Source organism: Nostoc sp. MS1, assembly GCF_019976755.1.
Lineage (GTDB): Bacteria > Cyanobacteriota > Cyanobacteriia > Cyanobacteriales > Nostocaceae > Trichormus.
On record NZ_AP023441.1, the window covers coordinates 3,046,660 to 3,066,439 of the forward strand.

The window sequence follows — 19,780 nt, forward strand, 5'->3', positions numbered from 1 at the left end:
TAAAGACTATTACGAATTACGAATTAAATATTAATTCTGCACTTTAGGTTGAAATATTAAATATGTTCCCCCCAACCCTTCAACAATTGTACGTGTATTAGCAACCATCATATTTTGATAGGTATCGCCATCACTTGTGGCTTCACCCAATCCTTGGGTATATAATTGACGTTGCGATAAATTTACTTCCGCCTCCGTCGCTATAGATTCCATCACCTTGGATGTATCCAACATATCTGCGAAAATTGTCGGTACATTAGATTTTTGAATGTATTGAACCAGATTTTTTACTCGTTGGTCTGTTGCTTGTGCTTCGCTACCAAGAGTGACTGAAGGAATGCTATAAGCTTTTGTATAATAGTCCATAGCATTATTTGTTGTTACTAATATACGCTTATTTTTAGGAATGGTAGCAATTTTTAATTTAATCCAATTGTCAAGCTGACTCAATTCGCTTTTAATTTCTTTCGTATTTTCATTATAAATGGTATTATTGCTTGGCTGTAATTTCTTTAAGTTGCTATTAATCACATCCACCATTTTGATAGCATTCTTAGGATTATGCCAAATATAAGGATTATTGACTCTACGAGTATTAACAATAAATTGTTGTGGCTGAGTCACTGCAATTTGACCCACAGCAATTTTAGACGCAGATTTTTTGGTAGTATTAATTTGCTTGATTAATTGTGATTCCAGATTATAACCATTGTAGAGAATCAGATTAGCTTGCTCAATAGCATTAATATCTTCTGCGGTTGGTTGATAACTCTGAGGGAATTGGTTGGGGGGAATTAGGCAAGTAAGATTAACTGTATTTTCAGCAATCTGTTTAGTTAAGTCACATAATACACTTGTGGTTGCAACAACTTTGGGCAGATTTTGATCAACTACATTAGTAGCCTGAGTTATCGATGTGGTTGTGGTTTGATTTCTACATCCAAAAAATCCGCTTATGAGAATGAATAGTATAACTTTTAAATAGAGGGAAGTTGGGGAAGATATACTTATCTGATTCATTGTGCATACTGCGCTGCTTGTGCGTCTATTTTTAAGTAATAGTTCATTAATAAAATTTTTTATACTATTCACTGTTATTGATTGGATAAAAGTAAGAATAGGGATTAATAGAATTGTACTAATTTTTAATTTATAGAAATTGGTTTTATATCCCCTCCCACAGCCGAGACGACTAAATCATAATCTTTTGGAGATTGCATCTTTATTGCTTACTCTCATCCCCAAGTTTTGTAAACTGCACCTGAGAACTTCCAGTAAAGAGAATTAAATCCGTATATCACCATAACTTGTTATGCTTCTATTGCATACTCTTTAACTTAAGCAAAGTATCCCAATAACATAAAGGACACACAGGAATTTATGTGTGGGATAAATATAATTTATCTTCATCCGTCAAGAAATATATTTAAGTTCCCATAACTGATGCTCTCGCTCATATTTTGATAAATCCCTGTATAGCCTATCAATAGAGGAGCACAGCTATTAAATAGTGGACATTTTTGAGATAATTGTAAATTTTTTTAAATTTATGCAAACTTTTGTGATAATTTAAACACGGGAGCAAAATGTATCTTCAAAGACTTTTTGCTTCACCTTTTGTCCAGGTAAAAACTTCACGAGGTAGCCCTCTGTATGGCAATTACTATTGATTCGGCCCGTCGGATTTTTCCTAACACACTACAGGCTGATGCTGTACCAGCTTTGATCGCACGATTCAACCAGCTCAGTGCTGAGGATCAACTGGCATGGACATGGTTCGCTTTCTTAGAGATGGGTAAAACCGTTACAGTGGCTGCTCCTGGTGCAGCCAGTATGCAGTTTGCAGAAGCAATCCTGAACCAAATTAAGCAAATGACCTTTGAGGAGCAAACTCAGGTTATGTGCGATCTAGCAAACCACACAGATACGCCTATTTGTCGTACTTATGCTACATGGTCTCCTAACATCAAACTAGGCTTTTGGAATCAACTTGGGGAATGGATGGAGCAAGGTGTTGTTGCACCAATTCCTGCTGGTTATCAGCTTTCAGCCAATGCTAATGCAGTATTAGAAACTCTGAAAACCCTTGATCAAGGACAACAGATTACCGTCCTGAGAAGCTCTGTTGTAGACATGGGGTATGATGCAGGTAAATTGGGTGGCTACACTAGAGTTTCTGAACCAGTCGTTGCACCTAAAGATATTTCTCAGCGCAATCAAGTCAAGATTGAAGGGATTAACAATCCTACCGTGTTGAGTTACATGAACAACTTGAATGCTAATGACTTTGATGAACTCATCAAGTTGTTTGTGGCGGATGGGGCTTTACAACCTCCCTTCCAAAGACCGATTGTTGGTAAAGATGCTATTTTGCGGTTCTTCCGCGAAGAGTGCCAAAACCTCAATTTGCTTCCAGAGCGTGGCGTAGCTGAACCCGCAGAGGATGGTTATACTCAGGTGAAGGTGACAGGTAAGGTGCAAACTCCGTGGTTTGGTGCAGCAGTAGGTATGAACATGGCTTGGCGGTTCCTGCTCAACCCTGAAGGCAAAATCTTCTTTGTAGCCATTGACTTACTAGCCTCTCCCAAAGAATTGTTGAACTTGGTTCGCTAGGAATATAAAGCATTTCTAGGTAATTAAATAGCTAGCGATCGCCTACGGCGGGGCGCAGCCCATCGCACTGAGCGCTCTTTTAATCAAGGGCGCTCAATTATCCTGAGTAAACAATCCTAACCAATTCATACTGCAAAAATTTTAGATTGGATCATGCAAGTGAGTGAAGCTGAGTGGACTGATACCGAGAAGAATATAGCCAAGACTGCCTTTGATCAAGCCTATAAGCGAGAGATTGAGGCTTTATTAAAACAAGTTCAACAGGAGGTTGATTCGCTCCAAAAGTTGGACGATCTTTGGCAATTACATGATTTTTTAAGTGCGAGAAGACATGAAATTGAGGGTAAATATAACTACCAATACTCAGCTTTGCTATTTGTCTTCGCTGGCTTAATTAAAGATGGTTGGCTGCATACGCACGAATTGGAAGGTTTAGCGAAAGACAAGCTATCCAAGGTTGCTGCTTTGGCTAGAATGTAGCTTATCAATTGATAATTGACAATTGAAAATTGTTTTATTCAAGGCTTCCGCCGTGAGTTTCGACAGGCTCAACTACCGCGTCAGCCGAATGGTTTAAGACCTCTCCTTTCAAGGAGAAAAAATCAAAAAATAAATCCTTTTCTCCAATTCTCTCACTTCTAGGGAGAGGGAAAAAGTCAATTGTTAATTGTTAATAGTCCATTGTTGAATGTTGTCATGATGGACAACCTGTTAGCGTGACCGGACTGATTTATTGCATAAATTTCTTCTACTATATGTGTAGTTTATTAGTGTAAGATTTTAGTCTGGTGACGCTACTATAGTAAATTCAAAATTGCCATAACCTATTTAGCTTCACATCCTTAACCACCTAAACTTTTTACCCAAATAAATAATTCCCCTTTCTCACCACCTGCGGCTAATAGTTTACCTTGGGGATGCCATGCTAGGGTAGAAAACCCATCAGTAACGCCTGTGAGAATTTGAGATACTTGCTTGGCTTCATTCCATAGACACAGCCAGCCGTCAGTTGCGGCGGAAGCAAGTGTAAAGCTTTTGGGTGCAAAGGCGATCGTATTAATCACACCCACATGATTAGTCAAAACTTGCGCTTCCCATCCCAAGTTTTCATCCTCTAATTTTTCCCAAACTACTATACCTTCCATACTAGAAGACGCTAGTATCGGCGCACCTACTCGACTATTTACTTCTGACCACGCTAACTGACGAATCTTACCAGGAAAGCCACGCATCACCCAAGGGTCAGGATTATTCCATTCCAAAACGGTGATACTACGATCCATATTGCCAGAAGCCAGGAATTTACCGTCAGGCGACCATGCCATCGTCACACTCACCGTAGGCATATTGAGATTATAAGGTTCTTCATCCCAGTCTTGCGCGTGCCAAATTTTTACGCCCTTATTCCCACCGATCGCTAAATATTGTCCATCAATACGCCAATCAATACTTAATGCAGATGAGTCGGCAAAATTCAGGGTAGTAACAACCTCGCTACTTTCAGCATCCCAGACCTGTACATAACGCCCTAAACTAAAAGCTAACTGATTACCAGCATGACTCCAAGCAAGTTTGTCTACCCATGCAGGCGAATTTTCTAAAGTGGCGACTAATTCCCGTTCCCGCCAAATCTTCACCCGGCCATCTTGTCCGCCAATAGCTAAAAACTTGCCATCAGGGGAGAAAGCTAGACAATCCACTGACTGGCCAGTACTAGCTTGTAGTGTTGTCAAATCACCATCCTGCCAAATTACCACCTCCCCAGCCGCCGAAGCCGCAGCTAGGGTATCTCCTTGCGGACACCAGGCGATCGCCGTTACATACTCTGCAAGTGTCCCGGAAAAGTGTACTTCAAATTCCTTAGTTTTGCTGGTTGTTGGGTTCATAGTTTTAGAAGATGAGGGAGAGGGGGGAGATGAGGGAGACAAGGGAGACAAGGGAGAAATTCTTACTTATAACTCAGCACGCGCTAAACGCGCCGCTACCGCTAACATGACTCAGCACTCACCACTCCCTACTCCCTACTCCCTAAACTAAACAAGCGAGGAAATCTTGCCTGAGTTGGTCTTCGTTTAAATTGCGGCCGATGAATACTAATTCGTTTTTGCGTTTTTCAGTTGATTTCCAGGGGCGATCGGGTCTACCATCAAATATCATGTGTACCCCTTGGAAGACAAATCTATTATCTTCACCAGCAATATTTAATATGCCTTTCATGCGGAAGATATCAGGGCCTTGGGTACGTAATAATTCTGATAGCCAAGCGTTTAATTTTTCTCCGTCGAGTTCCCCTTCCTGAACTAAAGCCACAGAAAAAACTGTATCATCATGTTCGTGGGTATCTTCACCTAAGAAATTTGGATCTATTTCCAAAGCACGGTCTAAATCAAAGGCTTTTACACCTAATAAGGCATCCATTGATAATTCTGAATTGCGAGTGCGGTAGATTTTGGCGATCGCATTCATCGACCGAATACGTTTTTCTAATTCATCTAATTCTGTTGGGGCAACTAAATCAGTTTTATTAAGTAAAATTACATCAGCAAAAGCAATTTGTTCTTGGGCTTCGTCTGCATCCCAATGCTGCCAAATATGCTTGGCATCAACTACTGTCACCACTGCATCTAAAGCCAGTTGACTTTGCATATCTTCATCTACAAAGAATGTCTGAATTACTGGTGCAGGGTCAGCCAATCCTGTAGTCTCAATTACTAAATGGTCAAACTTATCCCGGCGCTTCATCAAATTACCAATGATGCGGATTAAGTCACCCCGAACTGTACAACAGATACAGCCGTTGTTCATTTCAAAAATTTCTTCGTCTGCATCAATAACTAATTGGTTATCAATGCCTACTTCCCCAAATTCATTAACGATCACAGCAACTTTTTTACCATGTTCGTATGTGAGAATATGATTAAGTAGCGTTGTTTTACCTGCCCCCAAATAGCCAGTCAAAACAGTAACGGGAACTGAATCTGGAATTACGTCAGCTACCATACTATAACAGCCTCTAACCTTACCATATGGATAATCATTATCACCTATGATAAGCGGTTTTATATTTTTGTGCGAATGTAACGATTTTTAAATCTATTTGTGTATTAAGAGAACAAGGACAAGAAAGAAGTTTTTCAGAGCAACTATATTTTATGGTAGACCTGTACTAATAATATTAATTAAATAGATTTTTTATATAAAACTTATACATAATTTTTAGAAACTACGCAAGTATTGCTTACATAAAATATCATACGGTGAGCAATGTCTACCTAACGATACATTTTTCAAATTGTATAATATTATTCTTTTTTAGCACAAATATACAAAACTTTATTTTAATGTAACTTCAACTACATTGTTCTCTAGAAAATTAAAAAGTTAATTTACTTGAAAAACTGTTTGATTTTTTATAAAAATTAATTTTTAGGTTGTTTATGATGAATTGAGCAAGTTCATAAATTTGTCATATTTTATGCCTAAAAGAATAATTACACAATTAAATAGTTGGTTTCATAGAGATAAGATTGTCAGTAATCTTGAATTTTTTCAAGATATTATTATCATTTCGTTGTGTATGGGCTTATTTTGTGTGATGCTCATCCGTTTAGCTGATATGTTTTTATCTTTTCTACATCCTCTGGATTTGAGAGAAGTAACGTCTGATATTTTGTTTATTTTAATTTTAGTAGAGCTATTTCGTTTATTAATTGATTACTTACAAACACAAAAAATATCAGTGGGTGCTGCCGCAGAAATTACTATAGTTTCTGCATTACGGGAAGTAATTATACGTGGAGTTTTGGAAATACCTCGTGATCAAATTTTAGGTATTTCTATATTTCTCTTAGTTCTATTGGGAATATTAATAGCCTTACCTTGGATATCTCAGTTTTTTGAACACGTTAGAATTACTGAATACAAAAATCCCCAAGATAGCATAGAAACATTATCTAGTGATTCTATTAATGGAAATTAGTTATTAAGTAATATCGTGATAACGCTGGTTTTTGTGCAAAGGTAGGTCATGGTAAATCACCAATCAGATAATTGTGTCCACAGTGTGCATAAACTTATTCAGGTGCTATGTTAGGACTTATATCTAGTCAAAAAAATCAGAATTGATGTAAAAATTATCTAATTTGACAGTACCAAATTCTGCACCTTAACTAATTAAGGGTTTTGTAATGGTACTGAGAAATTTTACTCAATATGGGTTAGCAATTCGTTTAATTATAGAGTATTTTTTGTCAAAATCCCTTGGCATTTAGCCAAACTCAGGCGAATAATCTACTTTTGTTTCTTCGGAGACATTTTGCAAATGAATAAAGTGCTGATTAATGACACTACATTACGTGATGGAGAACAAGCGGCTGGTGTTGCTTTTAGCGTCGAGGAAAAAATAGCGATCGCGCTGATTCTCGATGCTATCGGCGTGCATGAAATTGAAGTAGGAATACCTGCAATGGGTAAAGCAGAACAGCAGGCGATCGCAAATATTGTTAACCTAGATTTGCAAGCACATCTACTAGGTTGGAACCGCGCTGTCATTTCTGATATTCAAGCTTCCATCGCCTGTGGTTTGCAGCGAGTTCATATCTCTATTCCCGTTTCTGCAATCCAAATCGCCGCCAAATTCCAAGGACGTTGGCAATTAGTTCTGCAAAAACTTCAAGATAGTATTAGTTTTGCCGTTGATCGAGGCTTGTTTGTTTCCATCGGTGGCGAAGACTCATCAAGAGCCGATGAAAGCTTTCTTCTTGATATCGTATCAGCTGCTCAAGAATGGGGCGCATCAAGATTTCGCTTTTGTGACACAGTAGGTATTCTCGACCCTTTCGCCACCTACACCAAAGTAAAACAATTGGTGACATCTTTGAGCATACCTGTGGAGATGCACACCCACAACGATTTCGGTTTAGCCACAGCTAACGCCTTAGCAGGTATTAAAGCAGGTGCTTTATCAGTAAATACTACAGTTAATGGACTAGGAGAAAGAGCCGGTAATGCTGCTTTAGAAGAAGTAGTAATGGCTCTCAAGCACTTATATCACTATGATTTAGGCATTGATACAAAACGGTTACTCGAAATTTCTCAACTAGTAGCATCAGCATCAGGGTACGCAGTACCACCTTGGAAAGCGATCGTCGGTGAAAATACCTTTGCCCATGAATCAGGTATTCATGCTCATGGTGTGCTGCAAAATCCCCAAACCTACGAACCCTATGCACCAGAAGAAGTAGGTAAAGAGCGCCGTTTAGTTGTAGGTAAACATTCTGGTAGACATTTACTATCTAGCATTTTAGAGCAACACGGCATTGTTCTCAATCACGAAGAAACCCAATCTATCCTAGATGCAGTTAGACAAGAATCGGTAGAGAAAAAACGCAGCCTCACCCCTCAAGAACTTCTACATTTAGTCCAAATACAACAACATTCTTGGGCAAGTTAAAGAAAGGGAGTAGGGAGTGGACAATGGACAGTGGAAATAACTTGTCAACTGTCAACTGTCAATTGTCAATTGTCTCCTAACTCAACCTCTGCCGCAACCACAAAGCCAATAATGGCATAGCTAATCTATAACCTTGTTCTGCACCATAAATTAACCCTTTATGGTGCAAACCTGTGAGTGCGCCTTGGAGACTTCCGCCTCTAGAAAGTCCGTGTTTTTGAATATAATCTCTACTTTGGGGTTTTTCTGTGGGATCTAAAGCTAGACATTCTAAAAGATGTACCTGATTTGCTGGTAGTAACATCAATAAAGATTCATAAATCATCGATAAATCTTTGAGCAGCCCTTCAATTGCTTGCTGTAAGTCTGTTTCAGTGATTAAGCTATCAGGTTTACAGGATATTTGCAGACGACGAATTAGCGCCATTGCATCGCCGATATGTCCTTGTACTGCATTTAAAAAAAGTTGCAATGCTTGAGAACGTGGATCGAAGGTGAGTTTGGCTGTGTGTAATATTTCCCTAGCCCACATTGCTAATACATCATGGCTGAGGGGTGGTAGTTGTATAGTTTCTAAATGATTCTGATCCTCTTGGGAGTAATTACCTGTTTCGGCAATCGTGGCGATCAAAACATAATTGATATGGCTATCTTCGTTAATTTTGCGGCGAAATGTCATTTCCCATAAACCGTTACGATCCCAAGAACGGATATGAGGAAAACTCTGCAAAATTATCACTACACGCTGATCTAAATCCACAGCTATCATTTGTGGCAATGCTAACAACATCTCAAATGCTTGCCATAGCTGCTTTTGGTTGAGAGAGCGTATCAATTTGAGTTTGGTTTCTGAATCAAAGATGAAAAACTCACTAGCATTTTCCGCTACCCAATGCTGAATTTTCCCTGCTTCCCAGTTTTGACTAATCGCTTCGGCTAGTAACTGTAAAAATCGCTCTCCATCTGTGGCGCGGATGCAGTCTATATCTAGTGCGATCGCACCTACTTCTGCCACACCCCACCGCACTAAAGTACGCCTACCACTACCAGGTACTCCAGTAATTAATAAGTCACCATCTTGGGCTAATACTTCTACAATGCGCCCAAACTCCACTGAGCGCCCAATCAATTGTAAGGGGGTAGACAAATCCAAACTCACCAGTTCTTTTACCTTTGGGTTTCATCATCAGTTTAAGGGAAAGCATAGTCAATTTTTTGCTGTTTATTGGGTTAAACAATGGCATTCATAAAAATTTATTAGTTCTAAAATATTATAGCACTACAAAATAGTGCTATAATAAATACAGCACGTTTTACAAGAAATTAATAATTATGGTTCAAACTGTAGCTTCCTTTACACCAGGAGAGAAACAGCCGACAATTTGGCATGTCTTAGAAATAGACGAAGCGATCGCCCGGTTGAACACCAATGCCCAGACAGGTTTAACTAGCACCCAAGCAATACAGTTATTAAATAAGATTGGGGCAAATGAACTGACTGGCAAGAAAAGTCAGGCTTGGTGGCTCAAGTTCTTGCTGCAATTTAATCAGCCGCTATTAATTATCTTGTTGTGTGCTGGGTTAGTAAAAGCAATCACGGGTAGCTTTGTCAATGCTGGGGTAATTTGGGGAGTTACCACCACCAACGCCATCATTGGATTTGTGCAGGAAGCCAAAGCCGAAGGTGCGATCGCAGCCTTAGCCAACGCCATCACCACAGAAGCTACAATCATCCGCGACGGGCAGAAAATCCGCGTTCCCTCACGGGAATTAGTTCCTGGTGATATCGTGCTGTTAACTTCCGGTGATAAAGTCCCCGCCGATTTACGCCTAATTCAAGTCCGAAACTTGCAAATAGATGAATCGGCTTTGACTGGTGAATCTGTAGCAGTAGAAAAAAATACACCAGTCTTGCAACCAGATACAGGATTAGCAGAACGCATTAACATGGCTTATGCGGGAGGCTTCGTTACTTTCGGACAAGGAATTGGCGTTGTTGTAGCAACAGGGAACTATACCGAGACAGGTAAAATTTCCCAGTTGATGGAGCAACATACAGATATTTCCACACCATTAACGCGGAAATTTAACAAATTTAGCCAAAATTGGCTATACATGGTACTGGGTTTAGCTACTCTTTGCTTTGCTGTCGGACTAAGCTTTAGAGGCTTCAACGAGGCTCTAGAAGCCGCCGTTGCTTTAACTGTGAGTGCTATCCCAGAAGGTTTGCCAGCAGTAGTAACTGTTACCTTAGCTATTGGTGTTTCCCGCATGGCAAAGCGGCACGCCATTATTCGCAAACTCCCATCTGTGGAAACCTTGGGTAGTGCGACTGTGATTTGTTCCGATAAAACCGGGACATTGACAGAAAATCAGATGACAGTACAAGCAATTTATGCTGGAGGGCATCAATATACGGTAACTGGTGTAGGCTATGCGCCCGATGGGGAAATTCTTAGGGATGAGAAACCTGTCTATTTAAACAGTGATAAGGGACTACAAGAATGTTTGATCGCCGGTTTACTTTGTAATGATTCCCATTTAGAAACTAAAAATGGTAGATGGGTAGTCATGGGAGATCCCACAGAAGGCGCGTTAATTGCATCGGCAAATAAAGCCAATTTCAACCAGCCGACTCTCGCCCAACAAATGCCAAGACTAGATGGGATTCCCTTTGAATCTGACTATCAATACATGGCAACCCTACATGATACACCCACAGGTAAAACTATCTATGTGAAAGGTTCTGTAGAGGCCATTCTCCAACGCTGTCACCTGATGCTAAATACTGATGGTAAGGCTCGTCCCTTAGATTGTTTGGAAACATTAAAGCAGAGTTCTATCGAACGAGAAGTGAATATTATGGCGCGTCAAGGCTTACGAGTTTTAGCCTTAGCCAAAAAGCCAGTTAGTGATGAGCAAGATACGGTAGATCATCCAGATATTGCTGATGGGTTAATTTTCTTAGGCTTACAGGGGATGATTGATCCACCCCGTGAGAGTGCGATTAAAGCGGTGCAAGCCTGTCAAACAGCCGGGATTCAGGTAAAAATGATTACCGGAGATCATGCAGTAACAGCGCAGGCGATCGCCCGACGGATGGGAATCAACAAAAACGGCTCGGTTCTAGCTTTCACAGGTACAGAACTAGCCAAGATGGATAAGGCTGAACTCGCGCAAGTTGCAGAGGAAGGGGTAGTTTTTGCTCGTGTTGCCCCAGAACAAAAACTGCGTCTAGTTGAAGCCTTACAATCCAAAGGTGAAGTTGTCGCCATGACAGGAGATGGTGTCAACGATGCACCCGCCTTAAAACAAGCTGATATCGGGATTGCAATGGGTGGCGCAGGTACAGAAGTAGCTAAAGAAGCCGCAGATATGCTACTTACTGATGATAATTTCGCCTCCATCGAAGCGGCTGTAGAAGAAGGACGAGCCGTTTATAAAAATCTTCTCAAAGCGATTTGCTTTATCCTCCCTGTCAACGGTGGGGAATCAATGACAATCTTAATCAGTACATTATTGGCGAGAGACTTACCAATTCTATCCTTACAAGTCCTCTGGCTAAATATGTTGAACTCCATCACCATGACAGTACCTTTGGCATTTGAACCAAAGGCGCAAAACGTGATGGAACAAGCACCACGTCATCCCAATGAACCCTTACTATCAGGGAGTCGTATCCAGCGTATTTTAGCAATTTCTCTCTTTAACTGGATTGTCATATTCGGGGTATTTGAATACATTCGTCAAACTACAGGTAATATCGATTTAGCCAGAACAATGGCGATTAATTCTCTCATTGCGGGACGAATATTTTACCTATTAAGTATTAGTCAATTAATTCCCAATCTCATCGCCAAAATGGACGGTACATTAAAAGAAAACGTTGATATTCCCGCTATTGCTTTTGGCATTGTCGGTGCAATTATCTTACAAATTGCCTTTGCTCATGTACCCTTAATTAATGAAGTATTTGAAACCGCACCATTAACTTTACAGCAGTGGCTGTTCTGTTTAGGAGTAGGTTCACCGATGATTTTATGGGCGACACTTGTCAATCGTTTAGATCCACCCAATTAACTTGAGAATATCTCAATAGTTATTAAGATTGAGTTCGTAGTGAGGACTGAAGTCCTTACTACGAACTTAATTTATTTATAGGACTCTAAGCAGCGATTTTTTCCTCAAGTGGTTTAAAAGTCTTCTTGGTAGCACCACAAATTGGACAATACCAATCATCGGGAATAGCTTCAAATGGTGTACCGGGTGCAATACCAGAATCAGGATCACCAGCCACAGGATCGTAAATCATACTACATTGTCTGCAAATCCACTTACGAGTGCTGGGATCTGTGCCTGCAACTCTAGTAACTGGTTGTCCACCATTCAATACTTCTAAAGCTTCACTATAGCGATCAGCGTGGTAATTTTCGATAAATTTTAATAACCCAAAGCGATGTGCAGCATCGCGGAAAGTGGTGGCGTGTTCGCTAGATTCTTGCGCTTGTTTGAGAAATTCTTCCGCCGCCGGATGATCGCGATCGCTTTGAGCGGCTGCGGCAAAATCAGGATACATTGTTGTATATTCGTAAGTCTCACCTTCAATCGCCAAAGATAAGCAACGAGAGACAATTTCCCGCTTTTGTTCGTCAGTCAAAGCGGCTGGATCTTTGACAACCAATTCCGGGTGCAGTAATTCAAAATGGGCAAAAGCGTGTTCTGTTTCTTGTTCTGCGGTTTCGCGGAATAATTTAGCTAAATCTGTAAATCCTAGCTTACGCGCTACTTCGGCAAAAAACAGATACTTGCGGTTTGCCATCGACTCGCCACCAAAGGCAGCTTCTAAGTTTTGTAATGTAGTAAAGTTCGATAAATCCATAATTTTTTGGATGCAGTGGAGTAGTATTGACGGGCAAATACTTTCTATTTACCTGTTGACTTTAAAGAAAACAGGACGATTGTGAATCATAAAACAGATTAATAGCAAGTGTATTGCAAGATTTTGCCTTTTAAACCTAATTAGCGTCCTAAATCGTGCATTTCATTAATCACAGCAGTACACTTTTGGGTTATTGCCTCCAATTCTTCTTTGTTTGTAGAAGTAGGCGTATCAATTAAATTGCCAATTCTCACCGTGAGAGGAACGGCTTGGGGTAAAGACGAGCCTTTTTGGAGAATTTTCTCCGAACCCCACAAACACACGGGTAATATAGGTGCTTTAGCTTTAGCTGCTAAAAGTGCTGCACCCCGTTTCGGGTCATGAATGCGTCCATCCGGTGTGCGAGTACCTTCCAAAAACACACCCACAGCCCAGCCATTTTCTAGATACTCTAACGCTGAACGGATAGCATTGCGATCGGCACTTCCTCGACTAACTGGGTAAGCACCATATAATTTAATCGCCTGTGCCAAAACAGGAACTTCAAATAATTCCTGTTTGGCCATGTATGCTACTGGACGGCGTACACAGTTAGAGACAATTGGCGGGTCAAAATAACTAGCGTGATTACTTACAACTACTATCGGGCCTGTTCGCGGAACATTTTCTACACCATAAATTCGACCCCGAAAGTAACCATGTAACATCGGACTAACAATAGACCATTTAAACGCATGGTACAGCGCCAGACTAATTAAAGGTTCACGGGTTCGAGACATAGGATTAAGGGAGTGGGGAGTCGGGAGTCGGGAGTCGGGGGGATGAGGGCGATGAGCGCGATGAGGAGGATGATGTATCTTTAAGTTATACCAATTTGAAAAAAGAAGGCGACAAATACACAGTCTCAAAGCCTTGTTCTGTCTGGATTTCTAATTTTGAATTTTGAATTTTGAATTTTGAATTGGTATTATTTATAAGGTGCAAGGTAATGTAAACAAGGCAGAATTTATTTTTGGTTATTAAAACCTGCTTATCTTTCTCCCCTACTCCCCATTCCCCACTCCCCACTCCCTAATTGGGCAATTCCGCAGCGTTGCGGACGTTTTCTAAAGTTACATCAGAAACAGTACGTTTAATTAAACCAGTGAGTACGTTACCTGGGCCAATTTCTACTACTTTCTCAATACCTTGCGTTGGTAGGGCTAAAGAAATTTCTCGCCAGCGTACTGAACCCGTCATTTGCTGAGTGAGGCGCTGTTTTAAAACTTGGGCATCAACGGCAGGTTCTGGCTCGACGTTGGATAATACGGGAACTGTAGCTTGTTGAAATTCAACATTTTCCAGAATTTCTTGAAACTCAGTCGCCGCCGCCGTCATGAGATGTGAGTGAAACGCGCCAGAGACTTTCAAGGGTACAGAACGTTTGGCTTTTACTTGCGACATTACAGTTTGTACTGCGTCGGGTGTGCCGGAAATTACAACCTGTGCAGGACTATTATCATTTGCTAAGACTACATCAGGGGTCTGGGCAATGACTGTTTCTAACTGTTCGCGGTCAAAATTCATCATTGCCGCCATCATACCGCCGGCTGCATTTTCCATGAGTTCAGAGCGGCGCTTAACCAGTTCCAACCCAGTTGACCATTCAAATACACCAGCGACGTAAAGGGCGATATATTCTCCTAAACTATGACCTGCAACTAAATCTGGTTTGTATCCTCGTTCCCGGATGAGGTCTGCCAAGATACTTTCAACTACGTAAAGACACGGTTGAGTGTAGAGTGTCTGTGCTAATTTTGCTTCTTCATTTTGGCAGATTTCGTTCACAGACCATCCTAAGATGTCCTCAGCTTGAGCAAATTTTTCTTTAGCACTTGGTATATCTAATAAGTCTGTTCCCATGCCCATAGCTTGAGAACCTTGTCCGGGAAACACCCATGCAGTTTTAGTCATTGGTCAGTAGTCAGTAGTCAATAGTCATTAGTCATTAGTCCATAGTTTGTAGTCCATAGTCAATAGTCCACAGTCAACAGTTAACAGTCTCTATCTTCCCCATTGAAAAATGGCTGCGCCCCAGGTTAAACCTGCACCAAAACCGGATGCAGCGATGATGTCGTTGGTTTTAATTTTGCCTTCGCGCACGGCTTCGTCTAAGGCTAAGGGGATGGAAGCGGCGGAGGTATTACCGTAATTAGCAAGGTTGCTGATTACTTTGTGGTCGGGAATATTAAGGCGTTGGGCTACGGTATCAAGAATGCGTTGGTTTGCTTGATGTAGTAAGAGCCAATCGATTTGGTCAACGGTTAACTTGGCTTCAAATAAGGCTTTATCAATTATTTCTGGAACTTTTTGAGCGGCGAAGCGGTAAACTTCTTTACCGTTCATAGTGAGGGGTTGATATGTGCCTTGGGTGACGTTGACGTTGGGGAGGATTTCTTGAGCAGTACCTTGATATCCCAGGTTGAGATAATGGTTTTGCGTACCATCACTCTTGAGGGCAAAACCTAATAGGCGATCGCTTTCGTTGGCTTGCAATACCACTGCCCCTGCACCATCACCAAACAATACACAAGTGCGTCTGTCTTGCCAATCTACCCAGCGAGAGAGGATATCACCCCCAATCAACAATACATTCTGATACACGCCAGTTTTGATGTATTGGGCGGCTGTAACTAGACCAAACACAAAGCCAGAACAGGCGGCGGTTAAATCAAAGGCTACAGCTTTGGTGGCTCCTATTGCAGCTTGAATTTTACAAGCAGTGCCAAACAAATCGTCTGGGGTGGATGTTGCCAACAAAATCAAATCTATGTCGGCTGCGGTGATACCAGCAGAGGCGATCGCTTGTCTACTTGCAGCCGCCGCCAGTTCGCTCAAGGATTCCGTCGGTAGCGCTAATCGCCGTTGACGAATCCCCGTTCTTGAGCTAATCCACTCGTCTGATGTCTCGACAAGTTGGGTTAATTCTTGGTTGTGAAGGGAAGTTTCTGGTACTGCCGAACCACTTCCGGTAATTGCGATGCCTAAATTTTGCACTCCTAGTCTCCCAAGCTGTTAGTCATTAGTCATTAGTCATTAATCATTAGTGCAAGAACTAATGGAACTTGTACCAATTCTTCAAAATCAAAAAACAGATGCAAATTATCAAACCCAGACTGGGTTTGAATTTTGAATTGGTACTAGAGCTAATGACTAATCGCTGCTGTTGTGTAGAATTTCGTATTGGGATTGCAGTTGTTGCATCACCTGATTGTCTACAGCTTCTTTGGCCATGCGGATGGCGTTGAATACTGAGGGTGCTTGAGAGCTACCGTGACCGATGAGGCAAACACCTGATACACCCAACAGCAAAGCACCGCCATGTTCTGCGTGATCCATGCGCTGTTTGATGCGCTTGAGGTTGGGTTTTAAAAGAGCTGTCCCGATTTGACCGTGCAGTCCTTGGGGTAGTTCTTCCCGCAGGATTTGCAAAATCACACCGCCGATCGCCTCAGCGAATTTTAGTAAAATGTTGCCGACAAAGCCATCGCAGACAATCACATCAAATTCGCCGGAAAGTACGTCTCTACCTTCGGCATTACCAATAAATTTGATATTGGGATTTGCTCGTAACAATTCATGAGTACGCAGAGCTAACTCATTCCCCTTGGTGTCTTCTTCACCAATGTTCAATAAACCAACTTTGGGTTCGTCTGTTCCCAATACGTACTTACTGTATGTAGAGCCGACAACAGCAAACTGTTCTAAAAACTTGGGACGGCAGTCTACATTAGCACCAACATCGAGTATCAGTACAGGTTTACCAGCTTTGATAGTTGGAAAAACTGTGCCAATTGCTGGACGGTCAACTCCTGGTAATCGTCCCAAGCGAAGCAAAGCTGATGCCATAGCTGCACCAGAATGACCCGCAGAGAATACTGCATCCGCCTGTTGCTGCTTGACTAAATCCATCGCCACATTAATCGAAGCCTTGCGCTTGCGTCTTACCGCGTTCAAAGGCTCCTCATCCATTGCGATCGCTTCCTCAGCAGGAACGATCTCCACCCGCTCCAAATTAGTTTTTGGTGGCAAGGCTGAGGCAATTTGTTGGGGATCACCCACCAACAGGACTTTTACACCCAATTCTTCGCTAGCTCGTACTGCGCCAGCTACGATTTCGTTGGGTGCGTGATCCCCTCCCATTGCGTCAATTGCTATCCGTACGCCAGTCGATCCCATTGCTCAGAGCTTCTAGAAACCTTACAAATTTTACCAGATGGCAGGGCTGAAAATCTTAACTTTCTAACTACCGAATAGTTGTTGTTACTATTGCAACAATTTTCCACGGCAAGCCCAAGATAGCATGAAATGTTGGGGATTGGCGAGTTCAGTGAACAGTTAACAGTTTGTGTTCACTGATAACTGTTCACTGTTCACTGATTAATTACTCAGTACCCAATCAACCAACAACCTTACGCCGTAGCCGGTTGCACCTGGTCCGTTGTAACCGTTTTCTTTATCTGACCAAACTGGGCCAGCAATATCTAAGTGCGCCCATTGGGTATCTTTAACGAACTGCTTGAGGAACAAGGCAGCTGTGATAGCACCGCCAGCGCGTGGCCCGGTGTTCTTCATATCAGCAATACCAGACTTCAACCCTTCAAAATATTTTTCTTCCATTGGCATCCGCCACAGCTTCTCACCAGACTCGCTAGCGGCTTGTTCTATCTGCCCTGCTAAAGCATCATCGGGAGTATATAAACCAGCGATGTCTTCACCTAGAGCAGTGACGTTAGCACCTGTGAGGGTTGCTAAATCAACGATCGCATCTAAACCCAATTTATCGGCATATACTAACGCATCAGCCAGGGTTAAACGCCCTTCAGCGTCAGTGTTGTTCACTTCGATTGTTTTGCCATTTGATGCTGTCAGAATGTCTCCTGGGTGCATAGCCTTACCGCTAATCATGTTTTCAGTAACGGCGGAGATAAAGTGAACTTCCACATCTGGCTTGATTTGGGCAATGGCCTTAGCTGCGCCTAATGTGGCGGCTGCACCACCCATATCCGTTTTCATGGTTTCGATACCGCTACCCGCGCCTTTAATATTGAGTCCACCGGAATCGAAGGTTAAACCTTTACCAATAATGGCGACTCTGCGCTTGGGTGTACCGTCTGGTTTGTAGGTGAGGTGAATAAATTTAGGCGGCAAATCTGAGGCTAGGGCAACTCCTAAAAATGCCCCCATACCTAGCTTTTCGCATTCTTCCCGCTCTAATATTTGCACTTGTAAACCGTGGTCAGTAGCAATTTGTTGAGCAGTTTCCGCCATAGTAATTGGTGTAACGCTGTTGGCGGGTGCTGCTACTAATTGCCGAGCCAAAATTACCCCTGAGACGATTTGATTGGCACGGTTAATTGCTTCTTCTTGCCCAGTAAAACCTAGTAATTCAATAGTTTCAACTTGGGAAACTTTATCTTCCGGGTCTGATTTAAAGCGAATATCTTGATATAAGGCTAGTTGTACACCTTCAGCAATTGCTTGAGCGGAGGCTGTGGGATCATTGTTCCACAAGGGAAAACTCAAACCCAAAACTTTGCTTTTTTGTTTTTTGGCTACCCTACCTACAGCCGCCGCCGCCCGTCTGAGGTTTTCGATTTTTAAGCTATCAGGTTTGCCTAAACCCACCAAAATGATTTTTTTTAATGAATTACCACTACCGACACGTGTAAAAACAGTGCTGTTGGCTTTGCCTGTAAATTCTTCTTCGGCAATGATCTCTTTTAAGATGCCAGCAAACTTCTCATCTAAACTTGCCAGTTCGCCAGTTAACTCGACTGCATCTTCAAATAATGCGATCGCCAAACTATCGCCCGCCCATTCTAGCAGGGGCTTATCACTTAATTGAATTGCCATGTTGGGATTTTGCCTATATATGCCTTCTTGTACCAGTATTGCTCAAAATTTTTGTTTCAGAACAGGGGGAATTGAGGAGATGGGGGAGATGAGGGAGTGGGGGAAGATGAGGGAGTGGGGGGAGATGGGGAAGTAGAAGAGAATAACTAATGACTATGGACTAATAACTAATGACTAATGACTAATGACTAATGACCATATAATTACAATTATCCTTAAACCTTCTGTATGGCTTAACTTATGACTTCAGCCTTATCCCCAAACCAACGGGCAGAAGTGTTCTATCCGAGTTCTGATGGTGAACCTTTGGCAGAAAGCTATGCTCATCTGTGTGTTTTGCTGGCAACTCTAGAAATACTACGCCAGTATTTGCAAGGACAACAAGCAACAGTCCTGGCTAATCAGTTTCTCTACTACTCTCAGGGTTTTCCTAAGTTGCGGGTTGCACCTGATGTCATGGTAATTTTTAATGTCGCCCCAGGTGGACAAGATAACTATAAGGTTTGGGAAGAGGGACAAGTTCCTTGTGTCATCTTTGAGATGACTTCAGCCGGGACGAAAAATCATGACCAAGAATTTAAGAAAACACTATATGAGCAACTGGGTGTGAAAGAATACTGGTTATTTGACCCCAGAGACGAATGGGTGCAAGGACAGTTGCAAGGCTATCGGTTGCGGAATGATGTATACGAACCAATTACAGATAGTCGTAGTGAACCCTTGGGGTTGCGGTTGCAAGTGGAAGGGGAATTAATCGCTTTTTATCGGGAAGATACAGGGGAAAAGCTACTAAATCCCACAGAACAAGCGCAAGCACTCCGCGAAGCACAAAAAAGGGCTGATGCAGAAGCCCTAGCACGCCAGCAAGCAGAACAACAGGTAGAACAGTTGAAAGAACGACTGCGATCGCTAGGTGTCGATCCAGAGGAAAATAGTTAACA

16 protein-coding genes are annotated in these 19,780 nt (G+C 41.9%); 6 read left to right on the forward strand and 10 right to left on the reverse strand.

Annotation, left to right across the window (positions count from 1 at the left end; translation table 11 throughout):
* Nucleotides 1-30 precede the first annotated feature (30 nt).
* Entirely contained in the window at nt 31-1,020 is a 990-nt protein-coding gene (locus tag NSMS1_RS13225; protein ID WP_224095225.1) for a metal ABC transporter solute-binding protein, Zn/Mn family, read from the reverse strand.
* A 633-nt stretch (nt 1,021-1,653) separates the two neighbouring features.
* On the opposite strand from NSMS1_RS13225, the gene NSMS1_RS13230 reads away from it, so the two are divergent.
* Nucleotides 1,654-2,613, forward strand: coding sequence for an orange carotenoid-binding protein (locus NSMS1_RS13230; RefSeq protein ID WP_224093890.1), 960 nt, complete (start codon nt 1,654-1,656; stop codon nt 2,611-2,613).
* A 153-nt stretch (nt 2,614-2,766) separates the two neighbouring features.
* Nucleotides 2,767-3,093: a hypothetical protein gene (locus tag NSMS1_RS13235; RefSeq protein ID WP_224093892.1), complete on the forward strand. Its 327-nt coding sequence runs from the start codon at nt 2,767-2,769 to the stop codon at nt 3,091-3,093.
* A 362-nt stretch (nt 3,094-3,455) separates the two neighbouring features.
* Here the strand turns inward: NSMS1_RS13235 and NSMS1_RS13240 are convergent, their stop codons facing one another.
* Together NSMS1_RS13240 and NSMS1_RS13245 are read right to left on the reverse strand one after the other, a co-directional pair.
* Nucleotides 3,456-4,499, reverse strand: coding sequence for a WD40 repeat domain-containing protein (locus NSMS1_RS13240; RefSeq protein WP_224093893.1), 1,044 nt, complete (start codon nt 4,497-4,499; stop codon nt 3,456-3,458).
* Between the two features lie 142 nt (nt 4,500-4,641).
* Nucleotides 4,642-5,613, reverse strand: coding sequence for a CobW family GTP-binding protein (locus NSMS1_RS13245; RefSeq protein ID WP_224093894.1), 972 nt, complete (start codon nt 5,611-5,613; stop codon nt 4,642-4,644).
* A gap of 475 nt (nt 5,614-6,088) precedes the next feature.
* On the opposite strand from NSMS1_RS13245, the gene NSMS1_RS13250 reads away from it, so the two are divergent.
* Together NSMS1_RS13250 and nifV are read left to right on the forward strand one after the other, a co-directional pair.
* On the forward strand, nt 6,089-6,592 hold the full coding sequence (locus tag NSMS1_RS13250) for a phosphate-starvation-inducible PsiE family protein (protein ID WP_224093899.1): 504 nt from the start codon (nt 6,089-6,091) through the stop codon (nt 6,590-6,592).
* 342 nt (nt 6,593-6,934) lie between these two features.
* Nucleotides 6,935-8,065, forward strand: a complete 1,131-nt coding sequence (gene nifV, locus NSMS1_RS13255) for a homocitrate synthase (protein ID WP_224093900.1) — start codon at nt 6,935-6,937, stop codon at nt 8,063-8,065.
* Between the two features lie 76 nt (nt 8,066-8,141).
* Here nifV and NSMS1_RS13260 read toward each other — a convergent pair whose 3' ends face one another.
* Nucleotides 8,142-9,224, reverse strand: coding sequence for an ATP-binding protein (locus NSMS1_RS13260; RefSeq protein WP_224093901.1), 1,083 nt, complete (start codon nt 9,222-9,224; stop codon nt 8,142-8,144).
* Between the two features lie 173 nt (nt 9,225-9,397).
* Between NSMS1_RS13260 and NSMS1_RS13265 the strand changes: the two genes are divergently transcribed.
* Entirely contained in the window at nt 9,398-12,145 is a 2,748-nt protein-coding gene (locus tag NSMS1_RS13265) for a cation-translocating P-type ATPase (RefSeq protein WP_224093902.1), read from the forward strand.
* An 85-nt stretch (nt 12,146-12,230) separates the two neighbouring features.
* Here NSMS1_RS13265 and NSMS1_RS35330 read toward each other — a convergent pair whose 3' ends face one another.
* The 6 genes from NSMS1_RS35330 to NSMS1_RS13295 form a co-directional block, all read right to left on the reverse strand.
* Nucleotides 12,231-12,944 (reverse strand): rubrerythrin family protein, encoded by a 714-nt coding sequence (locus NSMS1_RS35330; protein ID WP_224093903.1) that lies wholly within the window; start codon nt 12,942-12,944, stop codon nt 12,231-12,233.
* A gap of 140 nt (nt 12,945-13,084) precedes the next feature.
* The gene (locus NSMS1_RS13275; protein ID WP_224093908.1) at nt 13,085-13,723 is read right to left on the reverse strand and encodes a lysophospholipid acyltransferase family protein; all 639 of its coding nucleotides are present in this window, start codon (nt 13,721-13,723) and stop codon (nt 13,085-13,087) included.
* Between the two features lie 292 nt (nt 13,724-14,015).
* The gene (fabD, locus tag NSMS1_RS13280) at nt 14,016-14,897 is read right to left on the reverse strand and encodes an ACP S-malonyltransferase (RefSeq protein ID WP_224093910.1); all 882 of its coding nucleotides are present in this window, start codon (nt 14,895-14,897) and stop codon (nt 14,016-14,018) included.
* 90 nt (nt 14,898-14,987) lie between these two features.
* Nucleotides 14,988-15,980, reverse strand: coding sequence for a beta-ketoacyl-ACP synthase 3 (locus tag NSMS1_RS13285; protein ID WP_224093912.1), 993 nt, complete (start codon nt 15,978-15,980; stop codon nt 14,988-14,990).
* 156 nt (nt 15,981-16,136) lie between these two features.
* Nucleotides 16,137-17,162 (reverse strand): phosphate acyltransferase PlsX, encoded by a 1,026-nt coding sequence (plsX, locus tag NSMS1_RS13290; protein WP_224093916.1) that lies wholly within the window; start codon nt 17,160-17,162, stop codon nt 16,137-16,139.
* 201 nt (nt 17,163-17,363) lie between these two features.
* On the reverse strand, nt 17,364-18,839 hold the full coding sequence (locus tag NSMS1_RS13295; protein ID WP_224093920.1) for a leucyl aminopeptidase: 1,476 nt from the start codon (nt 18,837-18,839) through the stop codon (nt 17,364-17,366).
* Between the two features lie 240 nt (nt 18,840-19,079).
* Here NSMS1_RS13295 and NSMS1_RS13300 point away from each other — a divergent pair, with 240 nt between their 5' ends.
* Entirely contained in the window at nt 19,080-19,778 is a 699-nt protein-coding gene (locus NSMS1_RS13300; RefSeq protein ID WP_224093921.1) for a Uma2 family endonuclease, read from the forward strand.
* Nucleotides 19,779-19,780 lie beyond the last annotated feature (2 nt).